The following is a 23,474-nucleotide window of genomic DNA, read 5'->3' as shown; positions in this document are numbered from 1 at the left end:
TCCTGAAGTGAAAATTGCAGTAAGAAATGTAAGTGAGACACCTAAAATTAATAATAATTTCATGTGAGACCTCCTTCTTCATATTTTATTTAAAATAATTTTGATCTGAAGTTTATGTAGATTCTATGGAAGTAAAGAAGATATATCCTGTAAGAATGGAGAACAAGTTCCCTAGTATTTTTATTATACCGAATTTTCTTTTAACTTTGGGGTGAAATTTATAATGTTTGTAGAAGATTTCATTTTGATTTAAAGAATGTTTAAGGACATCCTCGCATACCTTTTATAATAATCCGATTGAACAAGGAGATGGGGGAGGAGCTATAATGGATATTCTAAAGAAAATTGAACAGCATCGAGAAGCAGAAGAACGTTTACAATGGGAAGGTACGTTTGCGGAATATTTGGAGCTTGTTAAAGAACGACCATGGGTGGCTCAAACTGCACACTCTCGCATTTACAATATGATTAAAGATGCTGGCATTGAAGAAGTAGAGGGTAGAAAAAAATATAATTTTTTTAGCAATCAGCTATTTGGATTAGAAGAAGCATTAGAGCGTCTTGTGGAAGAATATTTTCATCCGTCTGCGAAACGTTTAGATGTTAGAAAACGGATTTTATTATTAATGGGACCAGTTAGTGGTGGGAAATCCACGTTAGTCACTATGTTAAAACGGGGATTAGAGACATACTCGCGTACAGATCGAGGAGCTATTTTTGCGATAAAAGGTTGCCCGATGCATGAAGATCCTCTTCATTTAATACCACATCATTTACGTGATGACTTTTACGATGAATATAGGGTAAGAATTGAAGGGAATTTGTCACCATTAAATGTGATGCGTTTAGAAAAAGAATATGGTGGAAGAATTGAAGATGTAATTGTAGAACGTATTTTCTTCTCGGAAGATCGCCGGACAGGAATTGGTACATTTAGTCCTTCAGATCCAAAATCACAGGATATTGCAGATTTAACAGGGAGTATTGATTTTTCTACAATTGCAGAATATGGTTCAGAGTCAGATCCACGTGCATACCGTTTTGATGGAGAGTTAAATAAAGCAAACCGTGGTATGATGGAATTTCAGGAGATGTTAAAATGTGATGAGAAATTTTTATGGCATCTATTATCTCTTACACAAGAGGGGAATTTCAAAGCGGGGAGATTTGCACTTATTTCAGCAGATGAATTAATTGTAGCCCACACGAATGAAACAGAGTATCGCTCCTTTATTTCTAACAAGAAGAATGAGGCGTTACATTCAAGGATTATTGTAATGCCGGTTCCATATAATTTACGAGTGAGTGAAGAAGAACATATTTATGAAAAGATGATTCATGAAAGCGATGTTGCCAATGTACACATTGCGCCGCACACACTTCGCGTCGCAGCAATGTTCACGATTTTAACACGCTTGAAGGATCCGAAGCGTCCGGATATTGATTTAATTAAAAAGATGCGTTTGTATGACGGAGAAATGGTAGAAGGTTACAATGCAATTGATGTAGAGGAATTGCAGCGTGAATATCAGGATGAAGGTATGAGTGGTATTGATCCGCGTTATGTCATTAACCGTATTTCTTCTACTATTATTAGAAAAGAAGTACCATCGATTAATGCGCTTGATGTGTTACGTTCATTAAAAGATGGGTTAGATCAACATCCATCTATTAGTAATGAAGATCGGGAGCGCTATATGAATTTCATTTCATTAGCACGGAAAGAGTACGATGAAATTGCCAAGAAAGAAGTACAAAAAGCATTCGTGTATTCGTATGAAGAATCAGCTAAGACGCTTATGGATAATTACTTGGATAACGTTGAGGCATATTGCAATAAATCAAAATTACGTGATCCATTAACAGGTGAAGAAATGAGTCCAGATGAAAAGCTGATGCGTTCTATTGAAGAGCAAATTGGTATTTCAGAAAATGCAAAGAAAGCGTTCCGAGAAGAAATTTTAATACGCATTTCAGCTTATGCTCGTAAAGGAAAACGTTTTGATTATAACTCACATGAACGCCTTCGCGAAGCAATCCAGAAAAAATTATTTGCTGATTTGAAAGATATTGTGAAAATTACAACATCTACAAAAACACCAGATGAAAATCAGCTGAAGAAAATTAATGATGTTGTAGCACGCTTAATCGATGAACATGGCTATAATTCTTCATCAGCAAATGAATTACTTCGCTATGTAGGTAGCTTGTTGAATCGATAGCTTGATAATAAAACGCTGTCTCTAATGAAAGCAGAGGCAGCGTTTTTGTATCTATCTGATTGAAGTAATGGAACTTTACTATATAAATCCATTTCGATTTTCAAACATCTAAATTGTGGTTATGAAAAAATCTCCACTCATTTCTTCCTGTTGTTTTCACAAGGAAGGGGGCCAAAAAAGGAACTGACCACTACTAGGCTTGGCCGGATGCTCTCTTCCACCTAAAAAGTAGGTGCTGTATTGGTTTTTCAATATGTATTTATATAGTGAATGTTTCCTGGAGACTTGTCCAAACATAATAAATTAGGGTGCAATTTCATGAATTTATTGTCAATTATTTTTACAATACGCATATGATAGAGTAACCAACCATTCATACAGAAAAAGCCAACACAATACAATATGTTGCAGAGTGGAAAAGTGTGCAACAATGAATTGTGTTTCTTTCTTATCAGCTAAAGAAATTTCAATTTAAAATGAATGCCAAAGTTTTTGTTAAGGAAGTTCGGAGCAATACGTAAAAAAGCTATGGGTGTCTTATGATTATGGAAAAAGTAAGTTCTAATGAACAGATACTTTTTAACTACTCTTGTTGCTACATCATAACCTCAAATTTGTATATTACTGTTTATTAGAGAAAATAAGGAAAATCACAGTAAGGAGGGAAAAAGATGGGCGAAGAAAATCAACCAAATTATACAATTTCACAGGAAAACTGGTCCCTCCATCGCAAAGGACATGACGATCAACAACGCCATCAAGAAAAGGTGCAAGAGGCAATTAAGAATAACTTACCAGACCTTGTGACAGAAGAAAATATCGTGATGTCTAATGGTAGGGACGTTGTAAAGATACCAATTCGGTCTTTAGATGAATATAAAATTAGATATAACTACGATAAGAATAAACATGTTGGGCAAGGAACTGGTGATAGTAAAGTTGGCGATGTGGTTGCAAGAGATGGGTCAGGTGGTCAAAAGCAAAAAGGACCAGGAAAAGGGCAAGGTGCAGGGGATGCAGCTGGAGAAGATTATTATGAAGCAGAAGTATCAATTTTAGAATTAGAGCAAGCATTTTTTAAAGAGTTGGAGCTGCCTAATTTAAAGCGGAAAGAAATGGATGAAAATCGTATTGAACATATTGAATTTAATGACATTAGAAAAACAGGATTGTGGGGAAATATTGATAAAAAACGGACGATGATCTCAGCTTACAAACGAAATGCTATGAATGGAAAGCCAGCTTTTCATCCAATTCGTCAAGAAGATTTGAAGTTCCGAACATGGAATGAAGTGTTGAAGCCAGATTCCAAAGCTGTTGTATTAGCAATGATGGATACGAGCGGATCTATGGGAATTTGGGAGAAGTATATGGCGCGTAGTTTCTTCTTTTGGATGACAAGATTCTTACGTACAAAGTACGAAACGGTAGATATAGAGTTTATTGCGCATCACACAGAAGCGAAGGTCGTGACAGAAGAGGAGTTTTTCTCAAAAGGAGAAAGTGGTGGAACAATCTGTTCCTCTGTTTATAGAAAAGCACTTGAGCTTATAGATGGCAAGTATTCACCGGAACGCTATAATATTTATCCATTTCATTTTTCAGATGGAGATAACTTAACATCAGATAATGCTCGGTGTGTGAAGTTTGTGCAAGAATTGATGAAGGTATGTAATATGTTTGGGTATGGGGAAGTAAACCAGTATAATCGTTCATCATCTACCCTTTTTTCCGTGTATAAAAACATTGAGGATGAGAAGTTTAGGTATTATATATTAAGGAATAAAGCAGATGTTTTTGATTGTTTAAAAACATTTTTTTTAAAAGGAAGTTCAGTATGAGTGTACTTGCAGAACAAAATTTTACTATGTAATTATAATGAAAAAAGGGTTCTGGTGCAAAGATAAAATAAAAGAGAATATAGTTCATATATTTCTAGCGGAATTCTATTTTATGCTGTAAGTCCAAACAATCGATGGATGAATTCTCTATGGTTTTGAACAGACTGATTCCGTAAATCAATCTGTTCTTTTTTAATCATATGCATAGCTTCCACTCCTGCAAGAATGGATGTAGCTGTGCCAAAAGACTTGAACCCTAACATAGAACGAACACGTTTCTTAATAAAACGATGATCTTGTTCCACTATGTTATTGAGATATCTAACTTGCCTTAGCACTATGTCTTCAGGTATATGCTTTTCTTCTTTCAACGCTCGAATTGCTACAGGATAAGCGGGATTCTTATCTACTGTTACCACGCGAGGTTTAGAGACGTACGAAAAAGCCAAGGCTTTCTTGAAAAAGTACTTGGCTGCTTGTTTATTTCTTGATTTACTTAGATAAAAATCAATGGTATTTCCTTCTGAATCAACGGCACGATATAAATACGTCCATTGCCCTTTTACTTTAACATAAGTTTCATCAAATCTCCACGAGTCATTTGTTGATGTAAGATGATGTCGTACTTTCTCTTCTAATTGAGGTCCATATTGATGAACCTAGCGCATAATGGTTGTGTGAGTAATGGATAATCCTCTTTTCTCCATCATTTCCACTAGGTCATGAAAGCTCAAATTGTACCGCAGGTACCATCTTACTGTTAATAAGATTAGTTCGGGCTGATAATGTTTCCACTTGAATAGGTTTTGCTTTTCCATACTGATTACCTCCTTTTTTAAAGTTTACATAACCAGTATCCAAAAAAGCTAACTTCTTATCTGTTTTCAGATAAGAAGTTAGCTTTTTCGTTTTGGGGATTTTTTATTTGTTAGCTTGATAGCGATATGGCGGTACCCCTTTGATGAGTATTTTGGATAGAAGTCATCGTATATTGTTGATTTTAAGAATTATATTTTAGTATATAATTCCACTATAAACTCATCTTTTCTTTTCCACTCTTTTTTCCGTAAATAAGTCACTTTCTCAAGCACCGATTTGAGAAGATGATTTTTCTTCTCTATATCATTCGTTGCATAATAAGCCTCTAAAACATTTTTGATTCTCGGAACAAATTCATGTATATGTTTTTCTTTTTCTAATATCTTTTTAATTTCATGTTTAAGCCCTTCAATTGCCTCTTGGGTAGCCTTCAATCGTACAGTAATAGATTTTTGCCTTTCTAAGAATGTGTCAACATCATATACACCTTTTTCTAAAAAATCATGGAGATTACTTTTTTGTTTTTGCAGATCATTTATTTGTTGTTCTTTCTTTTCTAGAGCTTTCTGTTGTAAATGAATATTATTGCTCGATTTCTTTTTTTGTACCATGTTTTCTTGTATCTCAAAGCTTTCAATAATTTGTTTTAATCCATCAAGTATACGCTGTTCAACAAGTGTTAAGGATGCTCCTTTTTGAATTCCTTTACAGGATGGTTGAACGCAACGAACTTGGGGATTAGGCCGATCTTTTCGTGGCTGATAAAGCATGGAATGTCCGCATAGTTCACATAATAAGATTCCTGCTAATGGATTGGAGAGGTTTTTTGTTTTTATTGTTGGGGGTCTCCAGCGTTTACTATGAGCTATATTAGCCTTTTGGAATAGCTCTTCTGATACAAGAGGGAGATGAGCAAGATTGTGTCGTTGCCATCTTTCCTTTGGTACTTTTTTACGAATGTATTTCCCGTTTTGTTTAATATAACGTATTTTTCCCCAAATAATATGACCAAGATATACTTCGTTTTTTATAATGGATGAGATAGTTGAAGGATTCCAATACTCGCCTTCAGGTGGGGAAATTCCTAGTCTATCTAATTCTTGTGCAATTGCTTGTCTTCCCATTCCATTCGCCATCAATTCAAAAATTTTTGGTATCACCCAATTCTTTTCAGGATCAGGATACAGTTTTAAATTATTATCTCGTAAGTACCCGTAAGGTGGAACACGCGAGATGGATTTTCCTTCTTTTGCAGACGCTCTTCTACCACGTTGCATACGTTTGACGATTGTTTTTAATTCTTCTCGAGCAATTAAAGATTTGATACTGAAGGTTAATTCCTGATTTTCATCATTTGGATCAATAATTTCTGTTGGTGTAATAATGAATGTTTCTGAGTAGCGAAACACACGATAAATGGTCCCTTGATCTACCATATCCCCACGACCAAGACGATCTAAATCCATTACTAAAACTGCATCAGCGATACCTGATTCTACTTCGCGAAGAAGTCTTTGCATCAAAGGTCTTTCAGATATATATTCACCAGAAACAACTTCTTCTAAAATATCAATGATATTATGATGCTCTTTGTGAGCGAGTTCTAATAACTGAGTACGATGACGTTCAAGTGTATCATAATGTTGTCCCTGTTCCCTCGCCTTTTTTTCTTCTTCAAGATCTTTTCGACTTTTACGTAAATAGATGAATACATCAAGTTCTTGTGGACGGTACATTAGTTTCACCTACCAGGTTGTCTATTATTATTGTTATGAATATGTATAGCTAACTTGTCCTATGAAAATGATAGTTCGTCTTTTTTCTTGTCTTGCATACATATAGTGCAAGGGGGGGGATATGATGAAAGAATTTCAATTTGGTAATACAAAAGTCATTATTCATTCACCACTTGCAACAATGAAAAAAGAAGAACAAAAAGAATGGTTCCAGCAAGAATGGGAAAAGAAAAATCCAATTTTAAAGTCTATAGTTGAGGCAGCAGTCAGCTGTCAAGAAGATGAAAAATAAAAAGAGCATCCTCTTTCCTTAAGAGGTATGCTCTTCTTTTTTGTTTTAAATTATTCACAATAATAAACAATTGTTTTTTATTGTGAATAGTCTTTTTAGTTTTGTAAATAATAATCCTGATCATTGTTATCGGAGGTAGGTGATACCTGAGATAGATAAATACCTTTTTCTAAGGTTTCTAATAAGTAGTATCCGAATGCTTCATTCTGTTGCATCAAGCTATGTAAGAGAGTGCTTGCCCGAGCAATTCTATATTTTGTTTCATCTTGTATTACTGAAAAATCATCTATTGTAATGAGATGAAGTTCATCCTGTAGCTTTTGTAGTAATGAAAGTTGAATAGTATCTGTCTTTCCTGTTTCAAGATTACTTAAATAAGCTGGTGATACACCAAGCTCTTTTGCAAAGGTGTTTAGTCCAATGCCTTTTTGAGTACGTAGTGTACGAATGTGTTTACCAATTTCATTTATCATAAGACTAACCTCCACGGATTTATTGAAAGGAATAGATAAAATGAATAAGCAAAAGAAAATTAAAATTACATCAATAAGTTATGTTCATGATCCAGAATCAGCTCAAAAATGGTTTGAAGCGTATATAAAGATTGTTGAAAAAGAATTAGTTAAAGCAATTAATAAGGACTAGCCGCTATTTTTGATACATACAGTGTAAATAGAACATCATGAGAGGAGGTCCTGAATTGAAAACCGTTGCATATTATAGAAGTTCAATTGATTCTCAGGAAAACTCAATCGGGATGCAACAAAATTCAGTTCTTACTTGCTCCATTGATAGGGCATTGATTATCGATGAAGAATATATCGATGAAGCGGTATCAGCCCGAAAAGTCAGTTTTAAAAAGCGTCCAGCCCTACAAAAATTACTACAAGATATCAACAATAACTATGTCGGAACCTTATTCTTATTTAAACGAGATCGACTAGCTCGAAATGTGATGGAGTATTATGAAATTTATCAAATATTAAGAAACAAGAAAATAAATGTTATTTTCACTGCACCGAATGAGCCGCCAGTGTACTACACACCAATTGGTGAATATCTTGAATTAATTATGGCGGGTATGGCTCAACGTGAAGGCGAACAAATTATTGAACGTTTAAAGCAAACATTAAAGTCAAATTTCCAAAGTGGTAAAAACCCAGGACGTCTTCCGTATGGTTTCAAATGGAATAAAGAAACGAAAGAAATTGAATTGGTTGATGAACAAGTACAAATTGTTAAAAGGATTTATCAAGAACTTGTATCGGGAAAATATGAATCCTTGAAAGAACTTTGTAGTGTATTAGGCTTGAAGGAAAACGGTAAGTCTTGGACTTCGGCTGATATAAGAAAAATTGCATTAAATCCGACATATATTGGATTGCGTACTATGAATATTTTCGGTGAAGATGTTACTAGTAAATATGAAAAACTTTCCATTATTGATAGGAATACATGGGAAAAAGCATGTAGTATTGTCACCGTTTTATCTCCCCAAAAGACTCATCAAGATTATGTATTCGAACAAGTGTTATTTCCATTGCAAGACTTACTAATTTGTTCGAAATGTAATGAATCATTACAAAAAATAAAGGCTAGAAGAAAAGGAAATTTAAAATATAAATGTTTAAACCATTCTTCAGTTTACGTTTTTAAGAGTACAATCGAACCATTAGTCTTTGAACGCTGCAAAGAATATTTTCATAGCCTACTTACTTCTCATTTCCATGAATTATTTGATCGATATGAACAGAATGCTAAGAAGCAAGTAAAACAGAAAATACAAACCATTGAAGAGAAAATCCAGCTTATGAATGAAAAGTTAATTACAAAAGTAGATACGTGGTATCACGAAACTGATGCACCTTATAAGGAACAGAAAGAAATCGAAATTATGGCGCTGTATGATGAGCTGGCAAAATATAAAAAACAAAAAGAACAGGTAATACAGGAATTAAGTGATGTAAAGCAATTACGTGAAAAGATAAGTAATTATCAATCCTCTATGTCGTTGTCCTATGACGAGATAAAGGAGAATCGACAGTTAGGTTCCTTTTTTCAAGATTTAATACAACAAGTTAAAACTGATGGAAAGAACTGCGAAATTGTTTTTAAACACCCGTTCTTACGTACTCAAGAGGTGTTAACATCATGAAGCTTTCTCATATATTACAACCAAATAGGAAGGCAGCTTTTTATGGCCGTCATTCTACGGATAAACAAGATATGGATATGCAATTGAATTCCGTTATGGAAGTGATTCGCAAATATGATTGCATTCATACTCATTCTTTTCTTGATAAGGCTGTTTCCGCTCGTAAAAATAAAATTACAAGTAGGAAAGAACTTGAAAATATGTTCGAAGGGGCAAAAAGAAAAGAATTTGATTTTGTCATTGTTTATAAAAGTGATCGTTTGGCCAGAGATCCTCTTGAGCATCAAACGATACGTATTGTCATGAAGACACTAGATATTCCCATCATTATTAGTTCAACCGAAAGTGTGTACAATACTGATAATGACTTGATTGTGCAACTTATGGAAGATGGTTTTACTAAATATGAAGTTGACACCATTATCGCCAGAACACGATCAGGTCTAGAAAACAAAGCAAAACAAGGGAAATGGCTTGGTGGTAAGCCGCCATTTGGGTACACATATGATAAGAATAGTGAGCAATTTATTGAACACACCGAAGAGCTTTGCTATGTAAAAGAAATCTTCAATTTATATGTAAATGGTCATGGGTTTCAGTATATTGCTAATACACTCCCTAACGGTTCCCGCCGCGGAAAAGATTGGGGGAAAGAGAATGTAAAGGCCATTGTGCTTAATCCTTTTTATTGTGGTTTATTATCATGGCGCCGACAAACAGATGGAAAGCGAAATGCAAGGGATATTTGGATTGAAGCACCAAACCACTATGTGAAGCCAATCATTTCACGAACGACATGGGAATCATGTTGGCGTATTTATTCAGAAAAACGTAATGGCAACATGGTTCCTAAACATTACAAAACAAGTTTTTTGCTGCAAGGATTGCTTTCTTGTGAAAAGTGCCAGGAATTAATGAAAACAAAGAATCAACAGACAATAAGTTCTACAAATAAACAGTATGGAGGGAAAATTTATTTTTGCACTAACTGCAAATTAAGAATAGATGCAGACCTCCTTCATGATAAAGTAGTGAATCAAACACTTACTGATGTGAAAATAAGTGGATTTCACAATGTATATCATGCGATAGAACAAAAAATTCAGTATGAGATACAAGGATTGAATAACAATATTCAAAAGCATCAGCGTCTCTTCGAAAACTACACCATCAAACTTCACAATATTACAGAAGAGCTCAAACAGCGTATGAAAAATAACGATGATAAACGTTTTTTGAAGTCCTTAGCGATTTATCGCTTGGATGTACAGCGAAAGCTAGATGGAGTCACACAACAAATCAATGACTTTAAACAGCAAATCACCCTCAAAGAAAAAGTCGAGAAGAGCAAAGAAACATGGTTACATACTTTGAATGAAGTATTTCAAGATGATGTCAAGCTTCAAGAAATAAGCGATATGGATAAAAGACGATTTTTATTACCTCTCATTCAATCTGTATCCATTAAAGAAAATAAAAAGCGTAACGAATACGATATTTCACTACAGTTACGAACAGATTTTTCAAAACGTGATGTGAAAAATCAGATCAGCTTAATTTTGTAAAACAGCTATCAAGATGGATAGCTGTTTTTTTGTTGGTGATGACATCGGTATTTAGGTCGAAATGTAGATGAGGAATTTTCTTTTATTCGGTGATTAGGGTAGAGTGGTATACCACTCTATCCTAATCACCGAGTTTGATACTCTTGAGAAAGAGCTTGTATCTTAAGGATAAAGGGTTTGTCTTTATTTATTATTATGGACAGTGATTTAGAGAAATAAACATACTCGGTGATTAGGGGATGGGTAACTATTTAAAACATTTGAGAACTCGGTAATTGGGTAAATAAAAAATGCCTTATCATTCCCGCTGTAAGGAGGCATGAGGGATTAATGATTATTGAGTCTAAAATACAACAACTCTTTAAAGGGGTACCTCCACATCGCTATCAAGTTAAGAATTCTAAGTCCCCCAAAAACGAAAATTTTATCCTTTTATAGTTATCCATAGGAATTTAGTTCATTTTTTTGTTTTTAGGCGTTATAAAATTCTTAAGTTGATGGCTGTGTGGCACTACTCCATCGCTATCAAGATAAGAAATACAAATACCCCAAAAACGAGAAAATTGACATCTTCATGTGAAAATATACAATTTTTTTTGTTTTGGGGGTGTTATAAAATTCTTAAGTTGATGGGCATGTGGTGCTACCCTATTGCTATCAACTTAAGAAACATAATGTTCCTCAATACGAAAAAATGAGGATACCTCAAAATAATAGCTTGATGGACATGCGGCGATCCCCTAATAAACTATTCTAATGGTCCAGGAAGAATAAACTCTTTATGGGTGATTGAACATCTTATTGAGGGAGCGAAAAATAATTGGATTTCAAGGTTAGAATCTATTTTTTATGACAGATGAATTATCAAGAGAAAATCTAGAAAGTGATATCGTAGCAGAAGAAGGTGTAGAGTAAAAAGGAGAGAGGCAGCTGAGATGCACGTATCTCAGCTGCCCCTAGTAGAGGTTGTCCACTATTTAACAATCGGAACATGCAGAAAGTAATTGATAATCGATATAGCTAGGGTCATAGTAAATGAATTGGTTTCCGCCTAAGTTTAGCCATCCATTTTGTTCGTAAAATACTTTATAAGCTTCGTTATGATGTAATGTTCGAATGACATTGCCACTCATAGAAGGTTGATCTCGTAAATTTACATTATCGCCTGTAATTGTAGCAATCCCTATATAGTTACAGTAACAAATATAACTAGGATCATAAAAAACAAATTCATTCCCACCTAAGTTTAACCATCCATTTTGTTCGTAAAATACTTTATAGGACTCGTTACGATGCAATGTTCCAATGACATTGCCACTCATAGAAGGTTGATCTCGTAAATTCACATTATCACCTGCGATAGTAGCAATTCCTATATAGGAGCTATTAGGTCCATTGTTGTTATTATTCCCGTTATCCAAATCCACATAGGATATATTGCAATCGACATTGCTATTAATGCCTTGTACACTTCCGGTATCTGTGTATTGCCAAATATCACATTCCATTCCTGCGCCTCTTGGATTATAACGTGCAACCCACAATAAAGTATCTTGTAAGCGTGAAACGTTTAGACTATTTTGAAAGAAATATAGATTGCTGTAAACGCCGGTATTTGTATACCCTGCATTTTTCAATTCTGTTAAAAATGCATTCACAGCATCTGTTAATGTATCCGGATCTAAATTTGCATCATTAACTTCTACATCGACAAATACAGGTGCAGTTAATGTTACGCTCTGTAAATTTTTAATGAAGAAAGCAGCCTCTTGTCTTGCATCATTAACAGAGATTGCCCGAAAAAAGTGATAAGCTCCTGTAAGGATGCCAACACTATTTGCACCATTGATATTGTATTGAAAGGTTGGATCGACAAAATTGGTGCCTTGCTCAGAACCTTCTGTCACTTTTGCAATCATAAAGTTTACTTGATTTGGATCATTCTTTACTTCATTCCAATCAATATTTCCCTCATGGTGACTCACATCAATTCCAAATGACATGATATAACACTCCTAATTCGTTTATTTAATTTTTTGAGGTACTATACTACTTTATATTCTCAGTCTATTAAATTGTTAATGGATGTGTATGGGTACTTATACCATTTCTACTATTTTGGGTGATATTACAGTCTATCAAGGGGTAGCACCACATGCCCATCAACTTAAGAACAGAAACAAAATGAAATTTCGTTCAAATAAAATAAAAAACTCTTAAAACACTTTTTTTCTTAAAAATGAGCATGCCAAATAAACCTAAATAGGTATTATTTTTAAAGATTATGCAGTTTTCTTTTGTTTTCTAAATCTACTATACTCATAGATAACACCCATAATATCAAAAACTGTTTTCTTCTCATATCGATGAGATTTCCGTCCGTTTTTCTGTAGTAGATGGAATAGGCGGATTAGAATCTTTGTTATTTCTCGGGTTTTTTTCTGTATAGCTTGATACAGAAGATATAAATAATCTTGGATCATCCCTATTGCTTTATATTCGCTTAATTCTCTTTTCTTCTTTTGTAAAAGCAGTTGACGCATTTTAAACATCGTAGAAGAACATAAGAAAATAGCGATTAGCTTTCCATATAGTTGGCATTCTAACCGTTCCTGTTTTACATGACGATAATGGTCTATTTTGAAGAGTGATTTCCACATTTTAAAGACAATCTCTATTTGCCAACGTAAAGTATATAACTCATGTACCTGTTCCATCGGAACCCATTCCCAAGGTATGTTCGTCACATACACGTTTAATCCCGCTACCATTTTACTTTTCTCTGAGTACGTTCTATTTTGTGATTTTTCTTTTTCTGCGATTTTTGCTTGTCGTTTTTGAAGTTGCTTTTCTGTTAATCGGTTAAAAATAACACGTGCAAACAGCTGTTGTTTATCACCGATATAAGCATATTTTAATTCAAATATTTCTCCAGGCTGTAGTTGATTTAAAATTTGTTTCACATCTATTTGTATGTATTCTGATTGTTTCTTAATTGCACCATTTTTAAAGCAGTCTGGGTTTGGATTTTTCACATATACATTCGTATTCAATTTTAAACGAGAAATATAGTATGTACCTCGTTGATCCATTTGATCTAAGTCTTCCAATGAAAAATAACCCAAATCACGAATACATAAATCCCCTGGTCGTAAGGTATCTAAGCATTCCGTACCAAATGTTTTGTCATTATTTCTTCCTGGTCCAACTTGAAAGTTAAGAAATTCCCCACTGTGCAGATCATATTCTAATTGAATTTTGATTCCCGCTGTTTGGGCGCATCCTCCAGAGCCTGGATATACATTCTCTAAAACATTTGGCACTTGAAATACGGTGGCATCTAGGATACGGATTCGCCCAAAATAAGAAAAGAGATGGTTAGAAATTTGCGTTTGTTCACATATTTTTTGTTGTAATAGTAAAGAAAAAATATGTTGTAAAAACAAAACTGCTTTCGCATTTAAACGTTTATTTAAGCCCTCAGGGCTGAGTAAAGTACCAGTAGCTGCATGAAGTCTACTACATAATCGCACTAAGGGATCACTTGCCACCCGTTGACTGATCCAAATACAAATGGTAGCTAAGTCTGATCCAGAAAACTTACGTTTTCGTTTGATAAATCCGATTTCTCTTGCAAGTTCTTCTAAGAATACAGGTGTAACATATCGTTGTAATTCTTCTGCAAATGGTAGTAGTTCATCTTGAATCGAGAGATTCATACAAAAACGTCATCCTTTCTAATTTAGCTTGTTTAGAAAGGATAACGTTTTTTGGTGTTTGAGGGGTATTAAAATCTCTTGAGTTGATGGGCATGTATGGTGACCCCTATTAGTAAAAGTAAGTAGTAGATAGTACCACTATCTAAAAAACTGTTTAATTGCTTCAAGTCTTATTTTATGACTGCATTCTTCACAGCAATATTTCCCTTTTGGATTTTTCTTGAATTGCTTATATTTTTCAGTTCCTTCATATACTCGAAATATATTTTTACAACAAAAACAAATAACCTCATAAAATATCATAAACTTCCCCCTCATCAGGGTGATATGTTACTTTTGAGTTGTCCGCTCAAAGATTGTAATAAGTTCTTTAATGTAATCTTTAACGTTAAGATCGGGGTTTCTCATTAGTTCTAGGCTAAATCCGTCTATGGCATGCCTAATTGTTAACGCCATCACCCTTAAGGACGTTTCGGAAAAATCTCGAAACACTCCCTCTTGCATCCCTAAACGTAGAATATTTTCAATGGGAAGAAAAATAGTTTCATCATGGTCTGCTGCAAACCGAAGTTTCCCTTCATCTGTTCTTTCATTTGAAACAATTTCTATAACAGCGAATACATGCTTTCGATGCTCATCTATAAATTTCAGATTGGATTCAATATACGTTTGGAGCATTCCTTTTGAGGTCGTTTGAGCTTCAATTTGCGGACAACTAAAGGATTGGCAAGCTATATAATAATCGATTATAACTTGCTCCAGAAGTTCCTCTTTGTTTGTAAAGTAATAAGAAATAACCCCCTTACTTATTTTTGCACGTTTAGCGATTTGTCCTAAAGAGGCTTTTACATAACCAACTTCAGCAAGTGTTTCAATTGCACATTCCATAATTTGAGCCCTACGGGCTTTTTCAATAAATGACATTTCTTTGTGATTGTATGTTTTATTTTTTATACTCATGGTTATATTTTAGCACGAGTGTTCAAAAAAATACAATTAAAACCATTTTTTAATTCATCTTTTTTACAAATGGTTTAACTTTTTTCAAAACGGTACGACTTTTTATAAACAGTGCAACTTTATTTCAAATCCACAATAATATTAAACCTGGAAAATCGCTAAACGTGACTGAAGTAGTTATTAAAAATCAAAAATAATCGTTGAACTTATATAGTCTTAAAGGCTAAGGCATCTATGAAGATAAATTCTTACCGTTTGTAAAGGCTGTTCCTACTAATTAATAATTAAGAAGACTATCCCTGTGCACAAGCAAGAAGATAGTCTTTTTTGTGAAAATTAAGTAACTGAGAAATAACGAAAAAACAGATTAGGTTTTTGAAATTCATTAACTTTAGAAAATAACGTTTTTTTACACTTGGGGATATTTCAAAATCTTAAGTTGATGGGCATGGGGTAGCACCACATCGCCATCAAGCTAAGATCTTAAAGTATCCCCCAAACGGAAATTTTTTGTTTTTTATAGCACCGAAGTTCATTTTTATCATTTTTGGGAAGAATGTGTTTCTTAACTTGATAGCGATGTGGCACTACCTCTTCTATAAAGATAACCAAAATTTAGAAATCATATTTTTAGTAGAAAATAGCTATTCTAAATAGTGAATTCATAATTATAAGGAGGAATTTAATTATGACAGTAATTACTAAGCTTAAACAAACTATTTCTGGATTAAAAAGTGCTCAAGCATGTTTAGAAGGATTTGTTCTTGATACTGACAATCAACAAGCAAAACAACTGTATCAAAATGCAGCTCAGCAAGCGCAGACAATTATTGATTCTTTAGAACCACGTGTTCAGGAGATTCAACAAGATGAGCCTCAGTATAATCAATAAAACGCAGTAATCTTCAGATTTTTTGCAGAGATCTTATCATAGTTAGATTTATATATATGGGGTTCTGCCGTATGCCCATCAAGTTAAGAAATTGGTTGTTCCTCAAAACGAAAAAATTAAGCTAAATTCTCATAAATAACTGTAAAATAATAAAATTGTCGTTTTGGGGACACTTCAAAATACTAGCTTGATGGGCATGGGCTGAATCCCAATTTGTTTTTTTTGATTTGAAGTGTTGATTTTAAAAGTTTGAGATGGATTGCTACTATCTTTGTCCCTGAGGCAAGATTATGGGGTAATAAAAGATTTATGGCCATGTTATGCTTCAAGCATTACAAGAATGTTCTCTACAAACACTAATAACATCTAGGCTTGTAACATTAATATTCGCACATTCATCAACCCAAACAAGAAATCTGTCTTCAACTTTAATAAAAACTCCTGTTCCATCGATTCGATTGCTACCAGAGAACACTTGAATCTTATCTCCCTCTCGTATGTGATCTAATCTTGAGCGTCTTTTGCGCTCAACAAAGCAATTCTTTTCCTCAAAACATTCTCTTTCACCGAAAAACTCTCTTTCTCGTCTATCAAATTTTCCACGTCTTCTGCGTTCGAAAGACATCGAAATCCAACCCTTTTTAATAAGATTTATATCCCTTTATTCTATGAGTGCACTAAAAGAATAGACTAAGCTTGTTTCATAATGATGAAATAAATGGATCCCTATCCGTTTTTTGTATGTTTAGCTAAGTGATATGTCTATGCTTGTTAGATTTTGAAATCCATTTGTAACCTTGAAGTAATGTTAAGGCAATAAGCCTACTCATACATTTGAGTAGGCCTTATTTTGTATTTTAACCAGTATTTTTATGGAAAATATCTTCTGTAAAATTAATGGTACAAGCGTGTATACCATTTACATAGTGATAGCATAATTTAAATTAGTTAAATAACTGGAGGGGATGGAGAGAAGACTATGAAAGTCATAATTTTATGTGGTGGAAAAGGATTGAGGATGCAAGGTATTCTGGGGAATATACCCAAACCATTAGTTCATGTTCAAGGAAAACCTCTCATTTGGCATATAATGAATTGGTATAGCAAGTTTGGACATCATGAATTCGTCCTACCATTAGGGTATGGAGGTGAAAAAATCAAAGAATATTTCATGGACTATATATGGAAAGAACATGATTTTAATTTAGATTTAAAGAATAATCATTACCAGTTGCTTGAAGAACCAAAACAGTGGAATATAAAATTTATAGATACAGGGATTGAAACAATGACCGGAACCAGATTGAAAAAACTTGAAAAGCATATACAGGATGAAATGTTTTTATTAACTTATGGTGACGGATTAGCAAAGATAGATATTAACGAACTTATAAAATTTCATAAAGACAAAGGAAAAATCGCAACATTAACCGGTATAAAAGAAAGTAGTCAATATGGTCTTTTACAGATTGAAAACGGGATTGCTGTGGATTTTAAGGAAAAACCCCTACTTAATGCTGTAATAAATGGAGGTTTTTTTGTATTTAATAAAGGAATATTCGATTATTTGAATGATAATGATTGTATGCTTGAAGAAGAACCTCTACTAAATTTAATAAAAAACAAGGAACTTGCAGTTTATGAGCACAATGATTATTGGATTAGTGTAGATACACCTAAAGATCTTAAAGATGCAAATGAAAGCTGGAACCCTAACAAAAATAGTTGAGAGGAGTGAATAAACATTGCGTTTTAACAATAGAAAGAAAGGTTGGCCGTACCGCTATATTCCCTTTAAAGTAGAAAAAGATTTTCCGTTATCTTCAGATGCTTCAGCTATTGATCACTCTAAAAAAACTACAAGCAAACAAATCTATCCTCTACCTTATAATAAACAGCCTCACTCTGAAAATCATTTTTGTGCCATAGTTGGAACAGAATACGTCTTGAAAATAATTTCTTTGCACCAATCTCTAATGAAAAATTCAAAAATATTCACATTATGGATTTGTTGTATAGATGTGTTTGCGTATTCAATATTGAAAGAAATGAACTTGAATAATGTAAAGCTCTTACAGGTAGATGATATAGAGGATACAAATTTGAAAGATATTAAAAGAAATAGGTCAGTCAGTGAATATTGTTGGACTTTAAAGTCCGTGCTTATTGAATATTTATTAGTAAATTATAATTTGCCATCTGTTCTCTATTGTGATAGTGATTTATATTTCTTCTCTGATCCTAACATGATATTTAAAGAATGGGATGACAATTCTATTTATCTTTGTCCACAGAGAGACCGTGACTGGGTAGAGGAAAAATACGGGAAATATCAGGCTGGGTTAATTGGGTTTAAAAACGATTTCTACGGATTAAAAAGCGTACGATGGTGGAAAGATAAATGCTTAGACTGGTGTAGTGCTAATCCTGATAAAGGAAGATTTGGTGACCAAAAATATTTAGATTTAATTCCTATTTACTTTCCAAAAGTAAAAATCTCAAGCAATCTAGGTATAAATGCCGCACCTTGGAATTGTATTTATAATAACAATTATATAATTGATAAAAATCAAAATGAGGTATACATTGAAACAGATAAACTAATTGTATATCATTTTGCATGCATTACCATTTTCAATGAACAGGATTTTGATCTTTGGTCTTTAGGTAAACTTTCAATACCAAATAATATATTGCACCTTATCTATACCCCCTATCTAGAAGAAATTCAGTTTAACCTCACAAAATTAGCAGAAAAATTAGGTGAAAAAACACAGCGCCTGTTAAGTATTAAAGACATTAGCGAGGCGCAGACTTTATATAAAGATACACAATTAAGAAGAAAAATGAATCAATCAAATCATTTTATGAATTATTCAATAATTATAAGTCAAAAACGTTTAATTCAAGGTCTGACTTGCTACTATTCCCTTGAAAGCCATGGTACAGATTTTATAGTGTGGATCTGTTGTATGGACAATTTAACTTATCGAATTCTAACAAATCTAAAATTGAAGAATGCTATACTGTTTCATGTGAAAGACATAGAAAATCAAGAACTCTTAAGTATAAAGAATGAAAGAACTTTGCAGGAATACTGCTGGACATTAAAAGCCCCTCTATGCCTTCATATTCTTAAATATTATTCTGAAGTTGATCACATTATATACTGTGACGCAGATATGTTTTTCTTTACAAAGCCTACTATAATTTTAGACGAATGGTGGAAGTATTCTGTATTTCTTTGTCCACAGAGAGGCACTACTGAATTGGAAAATGTACATGGCATGTATCAGGCCGGCCTAATAGGATTTAAAAATGATCAAAATAGTAAAGATATTTTAACATGGTGGAAAGATAAATGCCTGGAATATTGTTTGGATGTATATGATATTGAGATGAATAGATGGGGAGATCAAAAATATTTAAATCACATTCCCGATTTATTTTCTAACATTAAAATCATGACTCAAAAGGGGATTAACGCTGCACCTTGGAATCTAATTTTAACCAATCATTCTTCTATAACCAACACAGAAAACAAGATCTTTATAGATCAAGATGAATTAATCGCTTTTCACTTTGGGAGTATGCAAATTATTAATAAAAATGAATTTGATTTATGGAAACAAGAACATGTAGAAATAGATCCGTCAATTTTAGAATATATATATATTCCTTATATCGAAAAAATACGAAATACATGTCGCGTACTTGATAATATCTTTTCTCTTACCCCTTTATTTGTTGGAAATTCAGATGAGTCCTCTGTAAAAAACTATTTCCAATACCCTCCCTCATTTTTTAGATGAAATCCATTCTTCCTTTTATATAACTAGTATTATTCCCTAATTCACACGAACTTCTTAAGTAAAATTATTTATTCCTTTTACTCAAAAATTTGTAAGGAGACAAATGAAATTATATGAATATAATTGACCATTTTAAAAATAAAACGTTTCTTATCACTGGCGGATACGGTTTTATTGGTTCTCATTTGGTAAGAAGATTATTGAAATTACAAGCAAAAATCGTTATTTTAGCCAGAAGGTCATCAAATCCTTGGCGTCTTAAAGACATATTAAAAAGTATCAACCTTTATGAAGTAGATATACGCGATAAGATACAAGTTCAAAATATTATAAAACAAATCCGTCCTGATTATATTTTTCATTTTGCTGCATACGGAGTAAATTCAGCTCATACAGATTACATGAATGCTATTGAAACGAATGTTTTAGGTACAATTAATATTATTCAGGCAACAAAGTCTATAGATTGCAAAAAGATTATTAATATTGGAAGCAGTTCTGAGTATGGAAATAAAACAGAATCTATTAAGGAAGATATGGAATTAACACCAGTAGATATTTATGGAAGTAGTAAAGCTGCAGCCACTATAATTGCTCATCAAGTCGCGGCTGAAAACAATATCAACCTTATAACCTTAAGACCCTTTGGAGTATTCGGAGAAGGTGAAGAACCACATAAAATTTTTTGCTATATTATTTTACAGGTATTACAGAATAGAAATGTAAACTTAACGTTATGTAATCAATTAAGAGATTACTGCTATGTAGATAATATTATAGATGCTTGTATGCTAACAATTGAAAATAATTCTATACAAAATGAGATTTTTAATATTGGAAGCGGTGAAACTCACCCTTTAAAATATTATGTGGAATTACTCTTTAAACACTTGCAGACTAATAAAAGACCCAATTATGGTGCGTTATCCTATAGAACGAATGAAAGAAGGATTTCTAAACCAAATATTAATAAAATTAAAAGTATGCTCTCTTGGGAACCACGCATAAGTATTGAAGAAGGTATTATTAAAACTGTTAATTGGTATAAACATAATACACATCTATATCCGAATGTATGAAAATCTATTTCTAAGGTGTGAATCAATTGTTCAATAATAGCTTTAAGAATGTATTTCATGGAAAAAAGATTTTAATCACAGGACACACTGGTTTTAAAGGCTCTTGGTTATCCATATGGTTAAAAGAATTAGGCGCGACTGTAATTGGATATTCTTTAGATCCTAAAAATAAAAAAGATAACTTTAATTTAACAAACCTTCAAAACGACATAATTGATGTTCGTGGGGATATTAGAGACTATAATAAATTAAATAAGCTTTTCAAAGAATATAAACCTGAAATTGTATTTCATTTAGCCGCACAACCACTTGTTAAATATTCTTATGAGCACCCTAAAGATACGTATGATATAAATGTTATGGGAACAATGAATATATTAGAAGCAATTCGTTTACATGAATCCACTAAAATAGGAATTATAGTTACAAGTGACAAGTGTTATGAGAACAATGAATGGGTTTGGGGATACCGTGAAAATGACCCAATGGGTGGACATGACCTTTATAGTTCTAGCAAAGGATGCTGCGAACTATTAATTTCTTCCTACCGCAACTCTTATTTTCCAGAAAAAAAATATGAGCACCATAAAAAAATAATCGCAAGTGTTCGTGCTGGCAATGTAATTGGCGGAGGAGATTGGTCAATAGGCAGGATTATTCCTGATTGTATACGAGCACTGGAATCAAACCAAGAAATTTTCATTAGAAATACTAATGCAGTAAGACCTTGGCAACATGTACTTGAACCTTTAAGTGGATATTTACTTCTAGCAGAAAAAATTTTAACTGATGGGGTCCTTTTTTCTGGTGCATGGAATTTTGGTCCAAAACTAAATAATATTGTCTCAGTAAAAGAGCTTGTTACCGGTATGATAAAGTCCTGGGGATGTGGGAATTGGATATCTTCAAATGTAACTCCAGAAGAATTTCATGAGGCAACATTCCTAAACCTAGATATAAGCAAAGCAAAATTCAAGCTCAATTGGGAACCAAAATGGTCCCTTCAACAGACTTTAGACCATACAGTAGACTGGTATAAAAATTACAAGGCGTACTCCAGTACAGAACTGAGAAATTTATGTGTTGATCAAATTAAACAATATGTGCAGTCTTAAGAAGAGAAAAGCTATAATCCCTTTCTCATTATATACTTCGGAATGTATCATTCATTTGACACTTATCATTCCTTTAAAATATCCCATCTATGATTCTCCTTACTCTATTTTGTAAAGGTTTAGCCTACTTTTAAAAACTTTGCAACAGAACCAGAAAAAGAAAAAGAATAAACAAAACAAAAAAGTCATGACAAGTGAGTTTTTGGAACAGAATCTATTTAAATTTGGTTACATCCTTGCTAATTAAACCAGTACAATCGTCACAGTACGCTTATGTCAGCCTATAAAAATATTAAAGATGAGAATTTCAGATACTATATTTTAAAGCAGAAAGCTGATGTGTTTCATGCAATGAAGAGCTTTTTTAGAGAAGAATCAGGTGAGAAAATGGCGTAGCCCCTTTTTTAAGGGGTTTTTTATATAATAGAATATTCATTCATGTGTAATAAAAGGGAAAAAATTGAAGTAGAAATATTTATATAACTTTACTTTTTATGTAAAATAGTATATTATATAAATATACAATATAACGGTTATTTTCTAGGAGGAGCCTGTCACCATAGGCTCCTCCTGTTCTTTTTTAAGCAGCCTGTCGTACAGGTTTTTTTTAAAAGATTAAATAACTGAAAATTAGGAAAAATAATTTTTGAAAGAGGTGAGGCATACATATAACAAAGAGAGAGGTAATGATGAAAGGGGGATAAGGCATGACATTGTTGGGTTATCCGCTTGAGACAATTTATTTATATGGATTTATTATTGCTACCGTACTTACTGTTATTTATATCTTTTTTGGAGATATATTTGAATCCATATTTAGCTTCGGAGGTGGATCTACATCTATTGTAACGTTGCTGCTCAGTTTCTTTGCCATGCTTTGTGGTTTTAGTTATATAGGAGAGTATTTATTTACTTGGAATAGTATTGTTATTTTTAGTCTTTCTTTCGGCATATCTTTTATTGGAGTTTTCCTAATGAAAATATTGATTTTAAAACCAATTGCAGAAGCTGAACAAAATACAGTGCAACGTATGGCTGAATTTGTTGGATGCAAAGGAGAAGTGATTATTACCATCCCGAAAGAAGGGTTTGGAGAAGTATTAGTTTCTTCGCAATTTGGAAGTAATGCGATACCAGCTAAGACAATTGGAAAGAAAGATATTTTACAAGGAACCGAGGTCATTATTGAGGGAGTTCAAGATGGTGTTTTGCTTGTACAGAACATCGCTTATTCTTTAAAAAAACCAAAGTTATAAGGGGGAATTTG

Annotated in this window: 19 protein-coding genes and 2 pseudogenes; 13 read left to right on the top strand and 8 right to left on the bottom strand. The window is 33.2% G+C overall.

The window, feature by feature from the left end; genetic code table 11:
* Nucleotides 1–326: 326 nt before the first annotated feature.
* Together C564_RS0113175 and yhbH are read left to right on the top strand one after the other, a co-directional pair.
* Nucleotides 327–2,222 (top strand): PrkA family serine protein kinase, encoded by a 1,896-nt coding sequence (locus tag C564_RS0113175; RefSeq protein WP_003195068.1) that lies wholly within the window; start codon nt 327–329, stop codon nt 2,220–2,222.
* Nucleotides 2,223–2,893: 671 nt separating this feature from the next.
* Entirely contained in the window at nt 2,894–4,063 is a 1,170-nt protein-coding gene (gene yhbH / locus C564_RS0113170; RefSeq protein WP_018765639.1) for a sporulation protein YhbH, read from the top strand.
* A 110-nt stretch (nt 4,064–4,173) separates the two neighbouring features.
* On the opposite strand, the pseudogene C564_RS34720 reads toward yhbH, so the two are convergent.
* Both C564_RS34720 and C564_RS0113160 read right to left on the bottom strand, forming a co-directional pair.
* A pseudogene (locus C564_RS34720) lies at nt 4,174–4,881 on the bottom strand (IS6 family transposase).
* A 189-nt stretch (nt 4,882–5,070) separates the two neighbouring features.
* Nucleotides 5,071–6,618 (bottom strand): recombinase family protein, encoded by a 1,548-nt coding sequence (locus C564_RS0113160; RefSeq protein WP_018765636.1) that lies wholly within the window; start codon nt 6,616–6,618, stop codon nt 5,071–5,073.
* Nucleotides 6,619–6,742: 124 nt separating this feature from the next.
* Between C564_RS0113160 and C564_RS36765 the strand changes: the two genes are divergently transcribed.
* Complete coding sequence (locus tag C564_RS36765) at nt 6,743–6,910, top strand: hypothetical protein (RefSeq protein WP_018765635.1); 168 nt, start codon at nt 6,743–6,745, stop codon at nt 6,908–6,910.
* Nucleotides 6,911–7,005: 95 nt separating this feature from the next.
* Here the strand turns inward: C564_RS36765 and C564_RS0113150 are convergent, their stop codons facing one another.
* Nucleotides 7,006–7,383, bottom strand: a complete 378-nt coding sequence (locus C564_RS0113150) for a helix-turn-helix domain-containing protein (RefSeq protein WP_018765634.1) — start codon at nt 7,381–7,383, stop codon at nt 7,006–7,008.
* A 40-nt stretch (nt 7,384–7,423) separates the two neighbouring features.
* Between C564_RS0113150 and C564_RS38050 the strand changes: the two genes are divergently transcribed.
* Genes C564_RS38050 through C564_RS0113135 form a run of 3 tightly spaced genes read left to right on the top strand, consistent with a single transcriptional unit; the run spans nt 7,424 to nt 10,630 of the window.
* Complete coding sequence (locus C564_RS38050) at nt 7,424–7,555, top strand: hypothetical protein (protein ID WP_018765633.1); 132 nt, start codon at nt 7,424–7,426, stop codon at nt 7,553–7,555.
* A 55-nt stretch (nt 7,556–7,610) separates the two neighbouring features.
* Nucleotides 7,611–9,065, top strand: coding sequence for a recombinase family protein (locus C564_RS0113140; RefSeq protein WP_018765632.1), 1,455 nt, complete (start codon nt 7,611–7,613; stop codon nt 9,063–9,065).
* Nucleotides 9,062–10,630, top strand: coding sequence for a recombinase family protein (locus tag C564_RS0113135; protein ID WP_018765631.1), 1,569 nt, complete (start codon nt 9,062–9,064; stop codon nt 10,628–10,630). The genes C564_RS0113140 and C564_RS0113135 overlap by 4 nt, the downstream gene beginning before the upstream one ends.
* A 977-nt stretch (nt 10,631–11,607) precedes the next feature.
* On the opposite strand, the gene C564_RS0113125 is transcribed toward C564_RS0113135, so the two are convergent.
* From C564_RS0113125 to C564_RS0113110, 4 genes are all read right to left on the bottom strand, one after another.
* Entirely contained in the window at nt 11,608–12,633 is a 1,026-nt protein-coding gene (locus tag C564_RS0113125; protein WP_018765629.1) for a GH25 family lysozyme, read from the bottom strand.
* Nucleotides 12,634–12,912: 279 nt separating this feature from the next.
* A complete protein-coding gene (locus C564_RS0113120) occupies nt 12,913–14,349 on the bottom strand; it encodes an IS4 family transposase (RefSeq protein WP_018765628.1) in 1,437 nt (478 codons plus the stop codon).
* Between the two features lie 138 nt (nt 14,350–14,487).
* Entirely contained in the window at nt 14,488–14,652 is a 165-nt protein-coding gene (locus C564_RS34715; RefSeq protein WP_003203292.1) for a DUF2197 domain-containing protein, read from the bottom strand.
* A 27-nt stretch (nt 14,653–14,679) separates the two neighbouring features.
* On the bottom strand, nt 14,680–15,309 hold the full coding sequence (locus C564_RS0113110; RefSeq protein ID WP_026008556.1) for a TetR/AcrR family transcriptional regulator: 630 nt from the start codon (nt 15,307–15,309) through the stop codon (nt 14,680–14,682).
* A gap of 688 nt (nt 15,310–15,997) precedes the next feature.
* Here C564_RS0113110 and C564_RS0113105 point away from each other — a divergent pair.
* Entirely contained in the window at nt 15,998–16,201 is a 204-nt protein-coding gene (locus C564_RS0113105) for a DUF1657 domain-containing protein (protein ID WP_018765626.1), read from the top strand.
* Between the two features lie 325 nt (nt 16,202–16,526).
* Here C564_RS0113105 and C564_RS0113100 read toward each other — a convergent pair whose 3' ends face one another.
* Nucleotides 16,527–16,826: a hypothetical protein gene (locus C564_RS0113100; RefSeq protein WP_018765625.1), complete on the bottom strand. Its 300-nt coding sequence runs from the start codon at nt 16,824–16,826 to the stop codon at nt 16,527–16,529.
* Nucleotides 16,827–17,180: 354 nt separating this feature from the next.
* On the opposite strand from C564_RS0113100, the gene C564_RS0113095 reads away from it, so the two are divergent.
* The 6 genes and pseudogenes from C564_RS0113095 to C564_RS0113075 all read left to right on the top strand — a co-directional run bounded on the left by C564_RS0113095 (nt 17,181) and on the right by C564_RS0113075 (nt 23,463).
* Nucleotides 17,181–17,930, top strand: a complete 750-nt coding sequence (locus tag C564_RS0113095) for a sugar phosphate nucleotidyltransferase (RefSeq protein ID WP_018765624.1) — start codon at nt 17,181–17,183, stop codon at nt 17,928–17,930.
* A 16-nt stretch (nt 17,931–17,946) separates the two neighbouring features.
* Nucleotides 17,947–20,013 (top strand): hypothetical protein, encoded by a 2,067-nt coding sequence (locus C564_RS0113090; RefSeq protein WP_018765623.1) that lies wholly within the window; start codon nt 17,947–17,949, stop codon nt 20,011–20,013.
* Between the two features lie 119 nt (nt 20,014–20,132).
* The gene (locus C564_RS0113085; RefSeq protein ID WP_026008555.1) at nt 20,133–21,092 is read left to right on the top strand and encodes an NAD-dependent epimerase/dehydratase family protein; all 960 of its coding nucleotides are present in this window, start codon (nt 20,133–20,135) and stop codon (nt 21,090–21,092) included.
* 26 nt (nt 21,093–21,118) lie between these two features.
* Entirely contained in the window at nt 21,119–22,207 is a 1,089-nt protein-coding gene (rfbG, locus tag C564_RS0113080; protein ID WP_018765621.1) for a CDP-glucose 4,6-dehydratase, read from the top strand.
* Between the two features lie 243 nt (nt 22,208–22,450).
* Nucleotides 22,451–22,603, top strand: a pseudogene (locus C564_RS34710) (sporulation protein YhbH); the annotation flags it as partial.
* A 311-nt stretch (nt 22,604–22,914) separates the two neighbouring features.
* Entirely contained in the window at nt 22,915–23,463 is a 549-nt protein-coding gene (locus C564_RS0113075) for an NfeD family protein (protein ID WP_003205827.1), read from the top strand.
* The last annotated feature ends 11 nt before the right edge of the window (nt 23,464–23,474 follow it).

Source organism: Bacillus sp. 105MF (assembly GCF_000374885.1).
GTDB classification, from domain to species: domain Bacteria; phylum Bacillota; class Bacilli; order Bacillales; family Bacillaceae_G; genus Bacillus_A; species Bacillus_A pseudomycoides.
This window is presented reverse-complemented; position numbering and strand designations above follow the sequence as displayed.